This window comes from Micromonospora sp. DT41, from assembly GCF_049841715.1.
In the GTDB taxonomy this organism is placed as follows: Bacteria; Actinomycetota; Actinomycetes; order Mycobacteriales; family Micromonosporaceae; genus Micromonospora; species Micromonospora profundi.
The window spans coordinates 25,918-42,347 of record NZ_JBNCKU010000004.1 but is presented as its reverse complement, the minus strand read 5'-3'; the positions used below and the strand labels follow the sequence as shown (position 1 = coordinate 42,347).

Sequence of the window (16,430 nt, the reverse complement as noted above, 5' to 3'; positions counted from 1 at the left end):
CGGATCACGTCGGTGCGGGGAATCGCTCTCTACCGTCAGACCGGCAGCTTGGTGGGCATCCGGCGCACGTGTGAATTCCCCGCCCGACGGGTGCGTGCTGCTCAGTGCTGGGCGCGCCACGCCTTGGCGCGCCGCAGGTAGCGCAGCACACCGGCCGGGCCGGTGGAAACGGGCCAGTCGTCGGTACGGAAGTAGGCGTCCGAGCCGCCGTCCAGGAAGATCACCGAGCCGCAGAGGAAGTCGGCGGCCGGCGACAGCAGGAACGCCACCCATTCGCCGACGTCCGCCGGCTTGCCACGCCCGCCGATCGGTACGGGCAGCCCTTCGACCGCCTCCTTCTCGCCCCGGGCGATCTGTTCGTCAAGCAGCGGGGTGGCGATGATGCCGGGAGCCAGGACGTTGACCCGGATGCCAGCGCCCGCCCACTGCGGCGAGACCGCGTTGCGCCGCGCCCACCGCGTGACCGCCAGCTTGGAGCTGGCGTACGCGAACGGCGCCGAGCGCTTGCCGAACCGCCCCACCACGCGCAGCGCCTTGCCCGCGTCGCGGGCGAGCAGGGCGCGCACGGCGCGCTCCGGCACCATCGGGGTGAGCGTGACGGAGTTCGAGCCGAACACCACGACCTTGCTGTTGCCGACGGAAGCCAGCGCGGGCCGCCACGCCTCCAGCAGCTCCACCACGCCGAAGAAGTTCACCTGCTGCACGATCCGGTCCCGCCCGGGAATGCCGCCGAGCCCGGCGGCGCAGACCGCCCCGTCGAGCCGGCCCCCGGCGCGCTCCAATACCTCGGCCGCCGCCTGCGCGCGCCCCGTCGGGGTGGAGAGGTCGGCGATGACCTCAACGTCCCGCAGGTCCACGCCCACGACGGTGTGCCCGTCGCTACGCAACCGCTCGGCGGCTGCCCGGCCCATCCCCGAGGCGGCACCGGTCACCGCGTACGTACCCATGTCGGTTCCTCTTCCCTTCGGGGGCGGCCGATCGGACCCGGCCGCCCCGTCTCGCCGGATGGTGACACGCGGCGGTCGCCTTGACTGGCGATTGCGCCGATAGCTAGCTGATCGGCAGCGCAGTCGCGGCGGGGAGCCTGCCTGCGGCGTGCCGCCCCGCGATGTAGCCGTAGACGAGCCCCTGGCCGATGGTGGCCCCCGCCCCGGGGTAGGTGCGGCCGAAGGCGTTGGCGGCGGCGTTGCCGATGACGTACAGGCCGGGGACGGGATCTCCCGCGCCGGACAGCGCCCGGCCGAAGCCGTCGGTCTGTACCCCGCCGCAAGTGCCCAGGTCGGACAGCACGACCTGGACGGCGTACAGGGTGCCGGACAGGGGCCGCAGGTTCGGGTTGGGCGTCACGGTCGGGTCGCCGTAGTAGCGGTCGTACGCGCTGGCGCCCCGCCGGAAGTCGTCGTCGACGCCAGCGGCGGCGAGCTGGTTGAACCGGGCGAGGGTGGCGCGCAGCGTGTCGGCGTCCACGCCGATGGCGCGCGCGAGGTCCGTCGGGTTGCCGGCCCGGTGCGCGACGCCCGCCTCGTACCAGGACCGGGGCAGCGGGGCCCGGGGGAAATGCGCGCCGGCGAAGACGTAGCTGTTGCGATACCGCTGGTCGAAGAGCAGCCACATGGTCGGCAGCGAACCGCGCTCGCGGGCGAGGTCGAGCACCGTCTGGCCGAAGGTCATGTAGTCGCGGGACTCGTTGACGAAGCGGCGGCCGGTGTCGTCGACCATCAGCGAGCCGGGCAGGGACCGTTCGGCGAGGAGCACCTGTGGCGCGGCGTCGCCGACCGGCGCGACGGCGGGGAACCACCAGGCCTGCTCCATCAGGTCGGTGGTGGCGCCGGCCTCCTGCGCGGCGCGCATCCCGTCGCCGGTGTTGCTGTCCGCGCCGAGGCTCCAGTCCCGCAGGTCGGGGTGGTGGTGGGCGTGCCGCAGCGGCAGGTCGTGGTCGAAGCCGCCGGTGGCGATCACGACGCCTCGTCCCGCGCGTACCACGGATGTCGCATCTCCGTGGCGCACCTCGACGCCGACGACCTGATCCTCCTCGATCACGAGACGCTCCATCGACGTCTCGGTCCACACCGGGATGCCGGCGCGGCGGACACCGGCGAACAGGCCGGCGGCGATGGCCTGTCCACCGGCTGCGTACTCGCGGCCCAGCGCCAGGCCGCCGATGCCCTGCGCGATGCGGGTCGCGATGCGGGGGAGTGCGCGGCCGGGTGTCTTCGCCATGAGGTTGAGCCACTTGTAGTCCGCGCCGGTGACCGGCATGGGCACGGGTGCGGAGAGGACGGCGGGGCGCAGGCGTGCGCGGTCGGCGCCCAGGATCTTCAGGTCGAGCGGGCGGCACTCGCAGCTCCGCCCGACGGCTGCGCCGCCGGGCAACTCCGGGTGGTAGTCGGCGTAGCCGCGCGCCCAGAAGAACCGCATCGGGGTGGTCCGCGCGAGCATCTCGACAGTGGCGGTGCCGTGGTCGAGGAAGCTGCGCCAGCGCTCCTCGGGCGCGGTGCCTCCCACCACGGCCGCCAGGTACTCGGCGCCGCGCTCGATCGTGTCGCCGGAACGCCCGGCGGCCAGCACCGGGTTGGCGGGAATCCAGAACGCGCCGCCCGAGCGGGCCGTCGAGCCGCCCACCCACCGCGACTTCTCCACGACCACGACGGACAGGCCGGCCTCGTGGGCGCTGAGCGCGGCGGCCAGGCCGGTGCCGGAGCCGATCACGACGAGGTCGACGGTGGTCGACCGGGGCTGCCGGGGTACGGGCATCAGAGTCCCTCCCGTCCGACAGTGACAGCGACGGGCCGGGTGCCGGCGGCGACGAGCGCCGCGGTGCCCTCGGCGTCCAGGGGGCAGTGGGTGCCGGTGAAGATGCTGGCGGCGCAGAGATTGCAGTGCGTGCACTGCGACCGGGTGGTGGCGTCCCGCTGAATCTTGTTGATCAGGTCGGGTTCGCGCAGCAGGGCGCGGGCCATCGCGACGTACTCGAAGCCGTCGTCCATGGCGGTCCGCATCCCGTCGAGGTCGGTGACGCCGCCGAGCAGGATCAGCGGCATGGACAACTCGCGGCGGAACTGGAGCGCGAGATCGCGGAAGTAGAGCGGCTGGTAGGGATAGTCGTGGAACAGCAACCGGCCGAACATCCGCATGCCGAGCCGCAGCACCGGCGGTTGGGGAGCGGCCATCGCGGCCAGCGGGATGTCGCCCCGGAACAGGAACATCGGGTTGAGCAGCGAGGAGCCGCCGGTGAGTTCGAGGGCGTCCAGGTGCCCGTCGGCCTCCAGCATCTGCGCGAACGGGATCGATTCGTCGAGGTCGAAGCCGCCGCGTACACCGTCGGTCATGTTCATCTTGGCGATGACTGCCACGTCGTCGCCCACGGCCTCCTTGACGGCGGCCAGGATCCGGCGCGAGAAGTCCGAACGATTGGCCAGGGTGCCGCCGAACTCGTCCTTGCGTCGGTTGATCTTCGGCGACAGGAAGGACCCGGCGAGGTAGGTGTGGCCCAGGTGCACCTCGACGGCGTCGAAGCCCACCTCGCGCGCCGCCGCGGCGGCCTGGCCGTGGGCGGCCACGATGCGGCGGAGGTCGTCGTGGGTCGCGGCGCGGTCGAAGCCCATCGCCAGGGGGTTGAACCGTAGAGACGGCGCGAGGGATGGCAGTCCGTTCGAGCGGGAGTTGGCCACCGGACCGGCGTGCCCGATCTGCGCGCTGACCTTGGCGCCGGTGGCGTGCACCGCCTCGGTCAGCCGGCGCAGCCCCGGCAACGCCTCCGGCCGCCAGTAGATCTGGCCGCGCTCGGTGCGCCCCTCGGGCGCGACCGCGAGGTAGGCGACCGTCGACATGCCGACGCCGCCCCGGCCCACGGCGGTGTGGTACTCGACCAGACGGTCGGTGACCAGGGCGTCTGGCGTCGCCCCCTCGAACGTGGCGGACTTGATGATGCGGTTCCGCATGCTCACCGGGCCGAGGGTGGCGGGGGCGAGCGGGTCGGGGGCCGGGGGCCTGGCGGTCACGGGGTGTCCTCCTGGGGGGTGGTGATGCGGATGTCGAGCCAGCGCAGCACGCTGTCGACGGCGTGGGCCGGGGAGTCGCCGGGGCGGTTGCGGGCCCAGTCGTACAGCGCGGCCTGGGCCGCCTCCCGGTAGGCGGTGGCCGCGGCGTGGTAGACCGACTCGGGCGCGCCGGGCCGGCGCCGGGCGATCTCCCGGGCGAGGGTTTCGGTCCAGGGCGCGTAGGCACGTACGGCGTCCGTGGACAGCTCGGGCTCCTCCGCGACGATCCGCATCCAGTAGCCGCCCGCGCTGAGCACGGGAGCCTCGTCGGAGACGGAGGCGACCACGGCGGCGCGCAGGGCGTCCGACAGCGGGGCGTCGAGGGGCAGCGCGCGCAACGCGTCGGCCAGCCGTCGGGTGGCCGCGGGAACACCCACCCAGGCGAGGGCGGCCTTCGACGGGAAGTGCCGCATCAGAGTACGGGCGCTGATCCCGGTGGCCGCGGAGATGTCGTCCCAGCCGGTGGCGCCGTAGCCGCGTTCCGCCCACAGGCGCAGGGCCGCCGCGCCGACCGCCTCGGGATCGAGCACGGTGGGTCGGCCGCGCCGGCGGGGTGCGTCAGGGGCAGGGGTGGCCATGCGGCGAGTTTAAGCTTTTTTGGCAAGAACCGCCAATAATCGGCTCCGGCCACCCTCAGCCTGTGGCGCGGCAGGATCTGGAAGCGCGCCAGGCCTGACCACCGCAGCGCGCCCGGGTCAGTGAACGAGACCGCCGCACGAGGCGCCGGGCACCTCGCACGAAGGCGGCCGTGCGCCCCGCGCGGCGGACGCGTCGTCAACTGCCGATCTTGTCCAGTTCGGCGAGGTCGTCGTCGGAGAGCGACAGCCCCGCACCGGCGACGTTTTCGCGCAGGTGCGCCACTGACGACGTACCCGCAATGAGCAGGATGTTCGGCGAGCGCCGCAGCAGCCAGGCCAGGGCGACCGACATCGGCGTGGTGGCCAACCTGGCGGCCACGGCCGACAGGGCCGCGGACTGGAGCGGGCTGAAGCCGCCGAGCGGGAAGTAGGGCACGTAGGCGACGCCCTGTTCGGCGAGCGTGTCGATCAGCTCGTCGTCCTGGCGGAAGGCCAGGTTGTACATGTTCTGCACGCACACGATCGGTGCGATCGCCTGCGCCTCGGCGACCTGCTGCGCCGTCGCGGTGCTCACACCGAGGTGCCGGATCAGGCCCTGCCGCTGGAGGTCGACGAGCGTCTCGAACGGTTCGGCCAGGGAGCCGGGTTGCGGGCCCTCGGCGTTGCCCAGCCGCAGGTTGACCAGGTCGAGCACCTCGACACCGAGGTTCTCCAGGTTCTCGTGGACCGCCCGGCGCAGGTCGTCGGGCTTGCGGGCGGGGGGCCAACCGCCCTGCTGGTCGCGGGTGGCGCCGACCTTTGTGACGATGTGCAGCGATTCGGGGTACGGGTGCAGAGCCTCCCGGATCAGCCTGTTGGTGATGTATGGCCCGTAGGCGTCGCTGGTGTCGATGTGGGTGATGCCGAGTTCGACGACCTCGCGCAGGACGGCGAGCGCGCCGTCGTGGTCGGCGGGCGGCCCCATGACCCAGGGGCCGGCAAGCTGCATGGCGCCGTAGCCGAAGCGGGTGACGGTCAGGTCGCCAAGCATCCAGCTGCCGCCGGGAAGGGAAGCGCCGCCGCCGGGAAGGGAACGGGCGTCGTCGGGATGGGACGTGGAGCGCATGTGCAGACCTCGGATTCCAGGTGGAGTGCGGCGCGATCGGTGCCGCGCAGGTGCCTGCTTCACTCTGGTCGGGTAACTTCCTGACAGGAAGTAGGCACTTTGAAGTGCGTAACACACCGACAGGTGGGGGAGCGGCGCGGATGGCGACGACGACGGCGGCCCAGCAGAGAGCACAGACCAAGGAGGCGTACGACGTCTTCCTGGCCGAGTGTCCCAGCCGCAAACTGCTCGACCGGATCTCCGACAAGTGGGTCACGTTGATCCTGGCCGCGCTGGGCAGCGACGGCTCCCACCGGTTCGGCGCCGACTGCACCGGTGAACCCCGCCCGCTGCGCTACTCCGAGCTGTCGCGCCTCCTGGCCGGCATCAGCCAGAAGATGCTCACCCAGACGCTGCGCTCCCTGGAACGCGACGGACTGATCACGCGCACGGCGACGCCGACCGTGCCCGTCACTGTCACCTACGAGCTGACCGACCTCGGCCTCTCGCTGCACCACATGATGCGGGGCCTCAAGGGCTGGGCCCAGACGCACATGGACGAGGTGCTCCGCAACCGAGCGACGTACGACGGCCGTTCCTCAGCCTGATGACCGGGGCGGGTCAGCCCGCCGCGCCGACCGAGCGGTACACGTCGAGGGTCTGCCGGGCGATGGCGTCCCAGGAGAAGTGCTCCACAGCGCGCTGACGGCCGGCCAGGCCGAACCGCTGGGTGCGCGCCGGGTCGGTGAGCAACGTGTTGATCGCCGCCGCCAGGTCGGCCACGAAACGGTCCGGGTCCAACGGGGTACCTGACCCGTCGGTGGCCTGCTCGATCGGCACGAGCAGACCCGTCTCACCGTCGGCCACCACCTCCGGGATGCCGCCGGTGGCGGTCGCCACCACAGCCGTCTCGCAGGCCATCGCCTCCAGGTTGACGATGCCCATCGGCTCGTACACCGAGGGGCAGACGAAGACCGTCGCGTGGGTGAGCACCTGGATCACCTCCGGCTTGGGCAGCATCTCGGCCACCCAGACCACGCCGGACCGGTTGGCCCGCAGTTCGGTGACCAGATCCTGCACCTCGGCGGCGATCTCCGCGGTGTCCGGTGCGCCGGCGAGCAGCACGAGCTGAGTGTCCGCGGGCAACTCCCGGGCGGCGCGCAGCAGGTAGGGCAGCCCCTTCTGCCGCGTGATCCTTCCCACGTACACCACGCTCGGTCGGGCCGGATCGACGCCGAGCCGTTCCAGCACGTCGATGCCGGCGTCCGGGGCGTACTGGAGGGTGTCGATGCCGTTGTAGACCACCCGTACCCGGTCCGGGTCGACCTGCGGGTAGGCGGTCAGCACGTCGCGTCGCATGCCGGCGCTCACCGCGATGATCGCGTCGGCGGCCTCCATGGCCGTGCGCTCGGCCCAGGACGACAGCGCGTATCCGCCGCCGAGCTGCTCGGCCTTCCACGGCCGCAGCGGCTCCAGGCTGTGCGCGGTCAGCACGTGCGGCACCCCGTGCAGCAGCTTCGCGGTGTGCCCGGCCATGTTCGCGTACCAGGTGTGGCTGTGCACCACGTCGGCGCCGGCCGCGCCGGCGGCCATCTCCAGGTCCACACCGAGCGTGCGCAACGCGGCGTTCGCGCCGGTCAAACCAGGCGGATCGGAGTACGCGGTGACGCCCGGCTCGGTGCGCGGCAGGCCGAAGCAGTGCACCCGCACGTCGGCGAGGTGGCGCAGCTCCCGGGCCAGGTACTCGACGTGCACACCGGCGCCGCCGTAGACCTCCGGCGGATACTCACGGGTCAGCAGGTCGACGCGCAGCGGGGTGGGTTCCGTCATGACCTCGCACCCTAGTGCAGAAGACTCCCCGTACGAGTGGTGAAGTCCGACGCGGATGGATAGCGTCGGGGCATGGCTGCCAAGGTGCTCGCGATCGTCCTGGCGGGTGGTGAGGGCAAGCGCCTGATGCCACTCACCGCCGACCGGGCCAAGCCGGCCGTCCCGTTCGGCGGGATGTACCGCATGGTCGACTTCGTCCTCTCCAACCTGGCCAACGCCGGCTATCTCAAGATCGTCGTGCTGACCCAGTACAAGTCCCACTCCCTCGACCGGCACATCACCAAGACGTGGCGGATGTCGACGTTGCTCGGCAACTACGTCACCCCGGTGCCGGCGCAGCAGCGTCGCGGCCCCTGGTGGTTCGCCGGCTCGGCCGACGCCATCTACCAGAGCTTCAACCTCATCCACGACGAGCAGCCCGACTATGTGATCGTCTTCGGCGCCGACCACATCTACCGGATGGACCCGCGGCAGATGGTGGAGGACCACATCGCCTCCGGCGCCGCGGTCACCGTCGCCGGCATCCGTCAGCCGCTGTCGATGGCCGACCAGTTCGGCGTCATCGAGGTCGGCGAGGACGGCCGGCGCATCCGGGCGTTCCGCGAGAAGCCCACCGACGCGGTCGGCCTGCCGGACGCGCCGAACGAGATCTACGCCTCGATGGGCAACTACGTCTTCACCACCCGGGCGCTGTGCGAGGCGGTCGAACGCGACGCGGAGGACAAGACCAGCAAGCACGACATGGGCGGCAGCATCATCCCGATGCTCGTCGAGCGGGGCGAGGCGAACGTCTACGACTTCCGTGACAACGAGGTGCCGGGCAGCACCGACCGGGACCGCGGCTACTGGCGTGACGTCGGGACGCTCGACTCGTTCTACGACGCGCACATGGATCTGATCAACGTGCACCCGGTGTTCAACATGTACAACTTCGACTGGCCGATCTACACCGAGCAGCTGCCGTGGCCGCCGGCCAAGTTCGTCCACCAGTGGGGTGAGCGGGTCGGTCGGGCGGTCGGCTCGATGGTCTCCCCGGGCGTGGTGATCTCCGGCTCGCTGGTGGAGAACTCGATCGTGTCGCCGAAGGTGCGGGTGCACTCCTGGGCGCACGTCGAGGGTTCGGTGTTGATGGAGGGTGTGGAGATCGGCCGCCACGCGGTGGTCCGGCGGGCCATCCTGGACAAGAACGTGTTCGTCCCGGAGGGCGCCGAGATCGGCGTCGACCTGGAGAAGGACCGGCAGCGCTACACCGTCTCCGACAACGGCGTCGTGGTGATCGGCAAGGGCCAGAAGATCGAGCCGTGACCACCCGTACCCGTACCTGCTCCAGGAGGATCCCGCAGTGACCCATCCCCGTGCCGGCCAGCCCGCCCAGCCCGCCGACCTGGTCGACGTGCCGCGCCTGGTGACCGCCTACTACGCCGAGCACCCCGACCCGGCGGACCCGGCGCAGCAGGTCTCCTTCGGCACCTCCGGCCACCGGGGTTCCAGCCTGCGCAACGCGTTCAACTCCGACCACATCCTCGCGGTCACCCAGGCGCTCTGCGACTACCGCCGGGAGCAGGGCCTCGACGGGCCGCTGTTCCTCGCCCGGGACACCCACGCGCTCTCCGCGCCGGCCGCTGTGGACGCGCTGGAGGTGCTCGCCGCCAACGGTGTGACCGTGCTGGTGGACAGCCGCGACGGTTACACCCCGACGCCGGCGCTGTCGCACGCGATCCTCACCCACAACCGGGGCCGCACCAGCGGCCTCGCCGACGGCATCGTGATCACGCCGTCGCACAACCCGCCAGACGACGGCGGCTTCAAGTACAACCCCACAAACGGCGGGCCCGCCGACACCGACGTCACCCGGTGGATCCAGGACCGCGCCAACGCGATCCTCTCCGCCGGGCTCAAGGAGGTCCGCCGGATCACCTACGCGCGGGCCCGGGCCGCCGACACCACAGGGGAGTACGACTTCCTCGCCAACTACGTCGACGACCTGCCGGCCGTGATCGACGTGGACGCGATCCGCGACGCCGGTGTGCGAATCGGCGCCGACCCCCTGGGCGGGGCGAGCGTCGCGTACTGGGGTGAGATCGCCGAGCGGCACCGGCTGGACCTGACCGTGATCAACCCGACGGTCGACCCGACCTGGCGGTTCATGACCCTCGACGGCGACGGCAAGATCCGGATGGACTGCTCCTCGCCGAACGCGATGGCGTCGCTGATCGCCGCACGCGCCGACTACCAGATCTCCACCGGCAACGACGCCGACGCCGACCGGCACGGCATCGTCACCCCCGACGCCGGCCTGATGAACCCCAACCACTTCCTCGCGGTGGCGATCGACCACCTGTTCCGTACCCGCGCCGACTGGGGTCCGGCCGCCGCCGTGGGCAAGACGCTGGTCTCCTCGTCGATGATCGACCGGGTCGCCGCCGACCTGGGCCGGCCGCTGCTGGAGGTGCCGGTCGGCTTCAAGTGGTTCGTGCCGGGGCTGCTCGACGGCGCTGTCGGCTTCGGCGGCGAGGAGAGCGCCGGCGCGTCGTTCCTGCGCCGGGACGGCTCCACCTGGACCACCGACAAGGACGGCCTGCTGCTCTGCCTGCTCGCCGCCGAGATCCTGGCCGTCAGCGGGCGCAGCCCGAGCGAGCACTGGGCGGAGTTGGCCGACCGGTTCGGCGCACCCGCGTACGCCCGCATCGACGCCCCTGCCACCCGCGAGCAGAAGGCAGTGCTCGCCAAGCTCTCCCCGGACCAGGTCACCGCCACCGAGTTGGCCGGTGAGCCGATCACCGCGACGTTGACCACCGCGCCCGGCAACGGCGCCCCGATCGGCGGTCTCAAGGTCAGCACCGAGTCCGGCTGGTTCGCCGCCCGACCCTCCGGCACCGAGGACGTCTACAAGATCTACGCCGAGTCCTTCCAGGGCCCCGACCACCTCAAGCGCATTCAAGAGGAAGCCAAGTCCCTGGTAGACCAAGCCCTGACCAACACCTGACCCTGCTCTTGCCCCCTATAGACTTCGTTGATCATGAAGTTGGCGGGTGGCGCTCGGTGTGTCGCGCCCGCTAACCCCATGATCGACGGCCGAAACCAGAGGTGGGGGACGCGGCGGGGTGTGGTGGTGGGTGAGGTTCAGCGGCGTGGGGGCATCTCCCGGTCGTGGCTTCGCTGGGCTCCGTCGGGCAGCAGCTCGCGGAGCTGCTCGGGCAGGAACGGCAGGTCGAGCAGGGTCATCTTCAGCTGGTTGCGTTCCTGGTAGCGCTGCCGGTCGAAGCGCACCACCAGACCGGCGTTGCGGCGGTAGCTGATGTCGACGGCCCCCTCGGTCGCCGCGTCGCGGAACACCAGACCGTCCATCTCCACCACGACCGCCGACGAGTGGGGCTCCAGTTCGAGGCGGACCTTCTCGTCCGGCGACAGCACCACCGACCGGGAGATGCCGGCCATCGGCGCCGACGGCGTGATCACCACCGCGTCCGTCGCCGGAGAGATCAGCGGACCGCCGGCGGCATAGCTGTACGCCGTCGAACCGGTCGGCGTGCTCACCACAACGGCGTCGGCGCGGTAGTAGCCGTACTGCTGGCCATCGACGGCGAGGGTGGCGGTGACGAAACCCGACCCGGGCTGGCGGACCAGCGCGATGTCGTTGAACGCCACCACGTCGTCGCCGCACACGTCGCAGGCCAGGCAGGCGTGCGACTCGATGGTGAAGTCCTTGGACAGCAGCCGGCTCAACGCCTCGGGCAGCGCCGGCGGCTCCACCTCGACGAGAAAACCGAGCCGACCCAGGTGTACGCCGAGCACCGGCTTCGGGTCGAGGACGGCCGAGCGCAACGCCCCGAGCATGGTGCCGTCGCCGCCGATGCTGATCAACGCGTCGGCGCGGGTGGCCACCTCGCACTCCGGCACCGGCTCGACGCTGGTCGGCACGCGGTGCCTGTCCTGCGCGCGCACCATCAGCGACTTGTTGTGGCGCGTCGCCCACCGTTCGATGATCTCGACCACCTCGGTGACATCCCGGGTGGGGTGCAGCACCAGTCCCAGCCCTGACATTCGTCCAGCTCACCACATCGGCGGGGGACGCGCCCGGCGTACCGTCGAAGGTGCGCCGACGGTCCGGGGACCGTCGGCGCACCTCGACGCCGTCAGCGGCGGGGTCGGCCGGTCAGGTGGGTCAGCGAGCGGGCGACCAGGTCGTCGCGGGCCGCGGGCGACAGTCCTTCCAGCCCGAAGCCCAGGTAGACGGTGTCGGCGGTGACCACCACCGAGCCCTCCTCGAACGCCTGCTGGCTGCGCGACCAGTCGTTGGGGTTGCCCGCGGAGCCTGCCGGTGCACCGGCCACCGTCCAGCCTCCCAGGTCAGCGGACTCGAACGACGTCTCCGCGACCGTGGAACCGTCGACGATCACCCGAGCGTCGTCCACGAAGACGCCGAGGCCCTGGGTGGCCCAGTCCGAGACGTACGAGATCGACACCTCGACCTGCTTGCCGGCGTACGCGGACAGGTCGACGACGAACTCCTTCCAGCCGCCCGAGGAACCGGTCGCCGCGTTCCAGCTGCCCGTGCTGCCTGTCGAGGAGCAGTCCGCGCCCTGGTAGTGGGCGAGGAACGGGTGCAGCTGCTCCACCCAACCCGAGGCGCAGCTCTCCCCGGTGGCCGTGCTGGTCTTGCCGTTGGCGTCCGGCAGGGTCGTCCAGCCGTCACTGCCCACCTCATGCGCCTCGACGATGAGGAAGTCCCAGTTCTGCTCGATCTCGTACGACGTGAAGAAGCGCAGCTCGCCGCTCGTCGCCCCGGTCAGGTCGACAGTGCGGGAGAGCCGCTTGTACGACTCGTCGGACTGGCCGCTGTGCAGGTACCACTCACCGGTACGCGGGTCGAACGGCGCGCCGCCCGGCCTGGTCCAGCCCACCGGCGCGGAGCTGGCGAACTGGGGGAACTGGTCCGGCGGCAGGAAACTCGACGTGGTCAGGAACGAGGCGGTGTGCGCCTGGTTCTGCGCCGACCCGGGAGCGTTGAGCTGCCCGGTGAACCCGGTGAACGCCGCACTGTTGCCGGCGACCGGGTACGGGTCACCCTCCGGCGACGTGCCGCCGTCGCTGACGTAGGTGTGCGCGCCCAGCCAATACTGCTGGAAGTCGTTCAACAGTGGCAGGCACGTGGGGTCCTCGGCGTCGGTGCACTCCGGCGGCGCGTCCGGGCGGTACACGTACGACCCGTTGGCGCCCTGCGCGTACAGCGCGTACTGCCCGCTGACCAGCAGCTTGCCGCCCTCGTTGAGGTAGTCCCGGACGGCCAGCTCAGTGTCCAGCGCGGCCTTGGCCGCCGTGCCGGGCACCTGACCGGCGGAGCGCGGGATCACGTCGTCGCCGGTCTCCCAGACCACCGTCTTGTAGTGCGACAGCACGCCGAGCGGATGCGGCGCCGTCCGCCCCTGCGCGTCGAAGTCGTACACGTCACTGCTGCGCCCGGCGGCGGTCAGGGACGCCGCGATCTCGTCGGCGTACTTCGCCGTGGTGCCCGTCTGCGTCGGGCTGAGCCCCGTGACGTCCTCCATTGCGAGGACCAGCACGTCGCCGCCGATGTCGCCGTGCACCCGGTAGGTGAAGTGTTCGCTGGACACCACTCCGGCCCGCTGCTTGACCCCGGTGAACCAGACCTCCACCCGGTCGCCCGGCTTCGCCCCGGTGACAGTGCCGCGCAGCTCGGCGTAGTAGGCGTCGTGGGTGTCGCCGTACCGCTCACCACCACGCCACTCGCGGACCGCCGTGGTCTTCGGCCGGCCGCCGTTGACGACGTAGTGCATCCGTACGTTCTTCAGCGCCCGGCGGGTGATCGCGGCGACCTGCTGAGTGCGCCCGTACGAGGTGTTGAACGCGTCCACCACGAAGTCCGGGGTGGTGCGGCCCACTACCGACACCGGGTCGTCCGGGTCCGCCGCGGAGCGCGCCACCGACAGCGCGAACGGCAGGTTCTTGCTCACCTCACCGGCGATCAGCTTCTCGTCGTCGGGGAAGATGAAGCCGCTGACGCAGTCCTCCGGGCGCCACTGGTCGTCCGGGTCGACGGCCGCGGCTGCCTCACATGTCGACATCTCCGGGGTGAAGCCCAACGTGCCGTACTTGACTGTGGCGTGGCTGTCGGTGTCACCGTTCGTGGTGTACAGCTCGGCGGAGATGTCCGGGTCGTAGCCCGGTACGGCCGGGTTCGCGTCGTCGCCGGCCATCGCCTCGTAGATCACGTCGTCCGGGGTGGGGGTGCTCACCTGCCAACCGACGCCGTAGAGCAGCAGTTGGGCCGCCGAGTGGTAGTTGACGAAGAACTCGAAGCCGACCCGACGGAAGAGCCTGTCCAGGGCTACGGTCTCCGGCTCCGAGTTCGGCTTGGGGCCGCGGTACGTCTCGCTGCTCGGCTCCGGCGACGAGCCCTCGTTGTCGTACCCCCACTTGTAGGCGAAGTTGCGGTTCAGGTCGACACCGTCACCGGAGGTGATCTGCCCGTCGCCGTTGTTGTCACGCAGGTTCTTGCGCCACAGCCGGTTGCCGGGGGTGAACGTGAAGTCGTAGCCGTCCGGGTTGGCCACCGGCAGGAACCACAACTCGGTGGTGTCCAGCAGACGGGTGATCTCCCGGTCGGTGCCGTAGCGATCCAGCACGTGGTGCATCAGCCGGCGGGTCATTTCCGGCGTGATCCACTCCCGGGCGTGCTGGGCGCCGGCGTAGAGCACCGCCGGTCGCTTGCCGTCCGGGACGGTCCGCGCGTTCTTTGTGACCTTCATTGCGAGGATCGGCTGACCCTGATGGGTGCGGCCGATCGTCTCCACCTTCGTGAGCTTCGGGTGACGGGCGGCTGTCGCGTTCAGCTCGTCCCGGATGCCGCCGGGCTCCCCGTAGGGGCGAAACGACGTCCAGCCGGCGGCGGCCTGCTCCCGCAGCGCCTGCGAGGCCTCCCTGCCGCGGACCTTCTTCACCGACAGCGGGACACCCTTGTCGGTCAGCCGCTTCGCCTGCCGTCGGCTGAGGACCGTCTCGACAGTGGTGCGACCGGCCGAGTCCGTCTTCGCGTCGTGGCCGAGGTCCACCCCCGCCGCGCGTAGCTGGTCGCGTTGCTTCGCGTCGACAGTGCCGACGTACACCTCCAGGCCGTCGCGGGCGCCCGGGTCGGACGGTGGCCGCGCGCTCGCCGGTGGGGCCAACGCCAGTGCGCCGAGCAGGGTGACCACGCCGGCGATAGCCAGTCGTCTCGGTCTCATCGCGCCTCCTTGGGTGAAGGACCTGTAGGCGCGAGCCTTCCGGTGCGAACTGATCAATGTCAATCGGTCGATGGGAGCGCGCTGGCTGGCCGTGTCGGCACGGCCTTTCGCGGTGACGGATGGGCGCCGTAGGTGCCATCGAGGCGTGTCCCGGCGTCGGGCATGTCGTTGCTCACTAGGTAGACGACAGCGAGGCGGAGGTCCCTGCACGATGACGGCCCGTGTGGGACCTCTGGTCAGCCGTACACCTCTGGCAGGCTCCCTCGTCGAGGCCGCGGCACATCGAGGCGCCCGGCACCGCGCGGTGTCCGGCAGCCGTCGGCCGGGGCGGCTCCTGCCGCGGATCTTCCGGTGCTACCCGGTCAGCCTCGTCGTCCTCGCGCCGTTCCTGCTCCTCATCATTCCCACCGCCGTGCTGTACCAGAACCCGGAGCTCGGGTTCATTCTGCGCCTGGTGGGGCTCGCGCTGCTCGGCAGCGTGCTTGTGGAGACAGCCGCCCTGATCTTCGGTCGGCCCGACCACCAGTGGCGACGTGGCCTTGAGCGCGCCAACGCGCAGTATCCGAGGATCTACGGCGTCGCCCGTGTGGTCGCGGTGGTCAGCGCGCTGGCCAGCCTGCTGGGGGCGTACGTCGGCAGGGGAACGATCGTCGCGCAGGTGTCCGGCGATTTGCCCGACTCCAGCCTCGCCCCGATCACGGCGCTGGTGTCCGGCTGGAACGCGTTCGCCTGTGCGTTGTTGATCGCCAGCCACCTCGGTGGCCATATCTCCATCCGGAAGCTTTACGGATGGCTCGCTCTGCTCACGGCGGCCGAGGTCGTCCTGGCCGCGATGACCGCCCTCTCGGCGCCCCTGATGGGCTTCATCTCGTTCGTCGCTGCCGCCGGCGTCATCTGCGGAGTGATCCGGGTCCGATATCTCGTGGTCACAGCCGCACTGCTGTTCCTCGTCTGGCCGGCCATGTTCGAAATCCGTAACGCGATCCGTACCGATCACGGGGTCGCCGTGTCGGACCAGGTGACAGCGGGGGACCGGGCGCGCCTGGATCTGCAACTGGCACCTCTCGCGGACATCAGCGTCCCGGTCGACCTGTCCCGGCCCGGCCTCGCGGATTACCTCAGGTACGGCGTTCTGCCCCGAGTCGTCGACCCGGACCGGCCGGCCCTCTCCACCGGCCAGGCAATCAACCAGTACCTGGGTGGCGGCCCCACGTCGGCGTACACGTTCCTGTCGATCGGGAACATCTACCTCTTTGAAGGCCCGACGGGGGTGGTCGTCTTCCACGGCGTCTGGGCCGCGGTGGTCGGGTTCCTGCTGCGCTGGCGGGGCGCACCAGGCCCCTTCCGGCTCAGCATCCTGTGCCTCATCCTGACGAACCCGCTGCTGTGGTCGAGTACGTACCCGGACTCGATGATCAGCCTGGTCCAGCACACGGTGTCGGTGCTGCCGGTGTTCTACATCCTGGTGACGACCCGACGCCGGCCGCCGACCGTCGACGCTCGACGCCTCGCCGGCCCTCGGGAGTACGAGTTCCCGGTCCGAGCCATCCGGTGATGGCCGGCGCTCATCCGCGGAGTCGCGCGCACCGATGGGGCTCCGCGCTCACCCGTCTCGTCAGGAGCCGAGCGGCACCCGCTCTGCTCGTCGGCGGGG

The 16,430-nt window shown here is 70.9% G+C and carries 12 protein-coding genes; 4 read left to right on the top strand and 8 right to left on the bottom strand.

Annotated elements, in window-relative coordinates:
- Positions 1-101 precede the first annotated feature (101 nt).
- From ACLQ23_RS08740 to ACLQ23_RS08720, 5 genes are all read right to left on the bottom strand, one after another.
- A complete protein-coding gene (locus ACLQ23_RS08740; RefSeq protein WP_355595386.1) occupies positions 102-947 on the bottom strand; it encodes an SDR family oxidoreductase in 846 nt (281 codons plus the stop codon).
- Positions 948-1,050: 103 nt separating this feature from the next.
- A complete protein-coding gene (locus tag ACLQ23_RS08735; protein WP_355595384.1) occupies positions 1,051-2,754 on the bottom strand; it encodes a 3-ketosteroid-delta-1-dehydrogenase in 1,704 nt (567 codons plus the stop codon).
- Positions 2,754-4,001: an NADH:flavin oxidoreductase gene (locus ACLQ23_RS08730; protein ID WP_355595382.1), complete on the bottom strand. Its 1,248-nt coding sequence runs from the start codon at positions 3,999-4,001 to the stop codon at positions 2,754-2,756. The genes ACLQ23_RS08735 and ACLQ23_RS08730 overlap by 1 nt, the downstream gene beginning before the upstream one ends.
- Positions 3,998-4,618: a TetR/AcrR family transcriptional regulator gene (locus ACLQ23_RS08725; protein ID WP_355595380.1), complete on the bottom strand. Its 621-nt coding sequence runs from the start codon at positions 4,616-4,618 to the stop codon at positions 3,998-4,000. The genes ACLQ23_RS08730 and ACLQ23_RS08725 overlap by 4 nt, the downstream gene beginning before the upstream one ends.
- A gap of 196 nt (positions 4,619-4,814) precedes the next feature.
- On the bottom strand, positions 4,815-5,723 hold the full coding sequence (locus ACLQ23_RS08720) for an aldo/keto reductase family oxidoreductase (protein WP_425880508.1): 909 nt from the start codon (positions 5,721-5,723) through the stop codon (positions 4,815-4,817).
- Between the two features lie 140 nt (positions 5,724-5,863).
- Here ACLQ23_RS08720 and ACLQ23_RS08715 point away from each other — a divergent pair, with 140 nt between their 5' ends.
- Entirely contained in the window at positions 5,864-6,310 is a 447-nt protein-coding gene (locus ACLQ23_RS08715; protein ID WP_053652701.1) for a winged helix-turn-helix transcriptional regulator, read from the top strand.
- 13 nt (positions 6,311-6,323) lie between these two features.
- Here the strand turns inward: ACLQ23_RS08715 and glgA are convergent, their stop codons facing one another.
- Entirely contained in the window at positions 6,324-7,532 is a 1,209-nt protein-coding gene (gene glgA / locus ACLQ23_RS08710) for a glycogen synthase (RefSeq protein ID WP_053652700.1), read from the bottom strand.
- A 72-nt stretch (positions 7,533-7,604) separates the two neighbouring features.
- Between glgA and glgC the strand changes: the two genes are divergently transcribed.
- Both glgC and pgm read left to right on the top strand, forming a co-directional pair.
- Positions 7,605-8,837: a glucose-1-phosphate adenylyltransferase gene (gene glgC / locus ACLQ23_RS08705; protein WP_053652699.1), complete on the top strand. Its 1,233-nt coding sequence runs from the start codon at positions 7,605-7,607 to the stop codon at positions 8,835-8,837.
- A gap of 37 nt (positions 8,838-8,874) precedes the next feature.
- Positions 8,875-10,518, top strand: a complete 1,644-nt coding sequence (gene pgm / locus ACLQ23_RS08700; protein WP_053652698.1) for a phosphoglucomutase (alpha-D-glucose-1,6-bisphosphate-dependent) — start codon at positions 8,875-8,877, stop codon at positions 10,516-10,518.
- Between the two features lie 137 nt (positions 10,519-10,655).
- On the opposite strand, the gene ACLQ23_RS08695 is transcribed toward pgm, so the two are convergent.
- Together ACLQ23_RS08695 and ACLQ23_RS08690 are read right to left on the bottom strand one after the other, a co-directional pair.
- The gene (locus tag ACLQ23_RS08695; RefSeq protein WP_053652697.1) at positions 10,656-11,576 is read right to left on the bottom strand and encodes an NAD(+)/NADH kinase; all 921 of its coding nucleotides are present in this window, start codon (positions 11,574-11,576) and stop codon (positions 10,656-10,658) included.
- A gap of 92 nt (positions 11,577-11,668) precedes the next feature.
- Positions 11,669-14,776: a M14 family metallopeptidase gene (locus tag ACLQ23_RS08690; RefSeq protein ID WP_167945089.1), complete on the bottom strand. Its 3,108-nt coding sequence runs from the start codon at positions 14,774-14,776 to the stop codon at positions 11,669-11,671.
- A gap of 211 nt (positions 14,777-14,987) precedes the next feature.
- On the opposite strand from ACLQ23_RS08690, the gene ACLQ23_RS08685 reads away from it, so the two are divergent.
- Complete coding sequence (locus ACLQ23_RS08685) at positions 14,988-16,331, top strand: hypothetical protein (protein ID WP_355627938.1); 1,344 nt, start codon at positions 14,988-14,990, stop codon at positions 16,329-16,331.
- The last annotated feature ends 99 nt before the right edge of the window (positions 16,332-16,430 follow it).

What these genes read in the sequence shown, in the direction of transcription:
- ACLQ23_RS08685 (WP_355627938.1), top strand. Translation starts at nt 14,988, where the DNA reads ATGACGGCCCGTGTGGGACCTCTGGTCAGCCGTACACCTCTGGCAGGC.
- glgC (WP_053652699.1), top strand. Translation starts at nt 7,605, where the DNA reads ATGGCTGCCAAGGTGCTCGCGATCGTCCTGGCGGGTGGTGAGGGCAAG.
- ACLQ23_RS08735 (WP_355595384.1), bottom strand. Translation starts at nt 2,754, where the DNA reads ATGCCCGTACCCCGGCAGCCCCGGTCGACCACCGTCGACCTCGTCGTG.
- ACLQ23_RS08715 (WP_053652701.1), top strand. Translation starts at nt 5,864, where the DNA reads ATGGCGACGACGACGGCGGCCCAGCAGAGAGCACAGACCAAGGAGGCG.
- ACLQ23_RS08695 (WP_053652697.1), bottom strand. Translation starts at nt 11,576, where the DNA reads ATGTCAGGGCTGGGACTGGTGCTGCACCCCACCCGGGATGTCACCGAG.
- glgA (WP_053652700.1), bottom strand. Translation starts at nt 7,532, where the DNA reads ATGACGGAACCCACCCCGCTGCGCGTCGACCTGCTGACCCGTGAGTAT.
- ACLQ23_RS08740 (WP_355595386.1), bottom strand. Translation starts at nt 947, where the DNA reads ATGGGTACGTACGCGGTGACCGGTGCCGCCTCGGGGATGGGCCGGGCA.
- ACLQ23_RS08690 (WP_167945089.1), bottom strand. Translation starts at nt 14,776, where the DNA reads ATGAGACCGAGACGACTGGCTATCGCCGGCGTGGTCACCCTGCTCGGC.
- ACLQ23_RS08720 (WP_425880508.1), bottom strand. Translation starts at nt 5,723, where the DNA reads ATGCGCTCCACGTCCCATCCCGACGACGCCCGTTCCCTTCCCGGCGGC.
- ACLQ23_RS08725 (WP_355595380.1), bottom strand. Translation starts at nt 4,618, where the DNA reads ATGGCCACCCCTGCCCCTGACGCACCCCGCCGGCGCGGCCGACCCACC.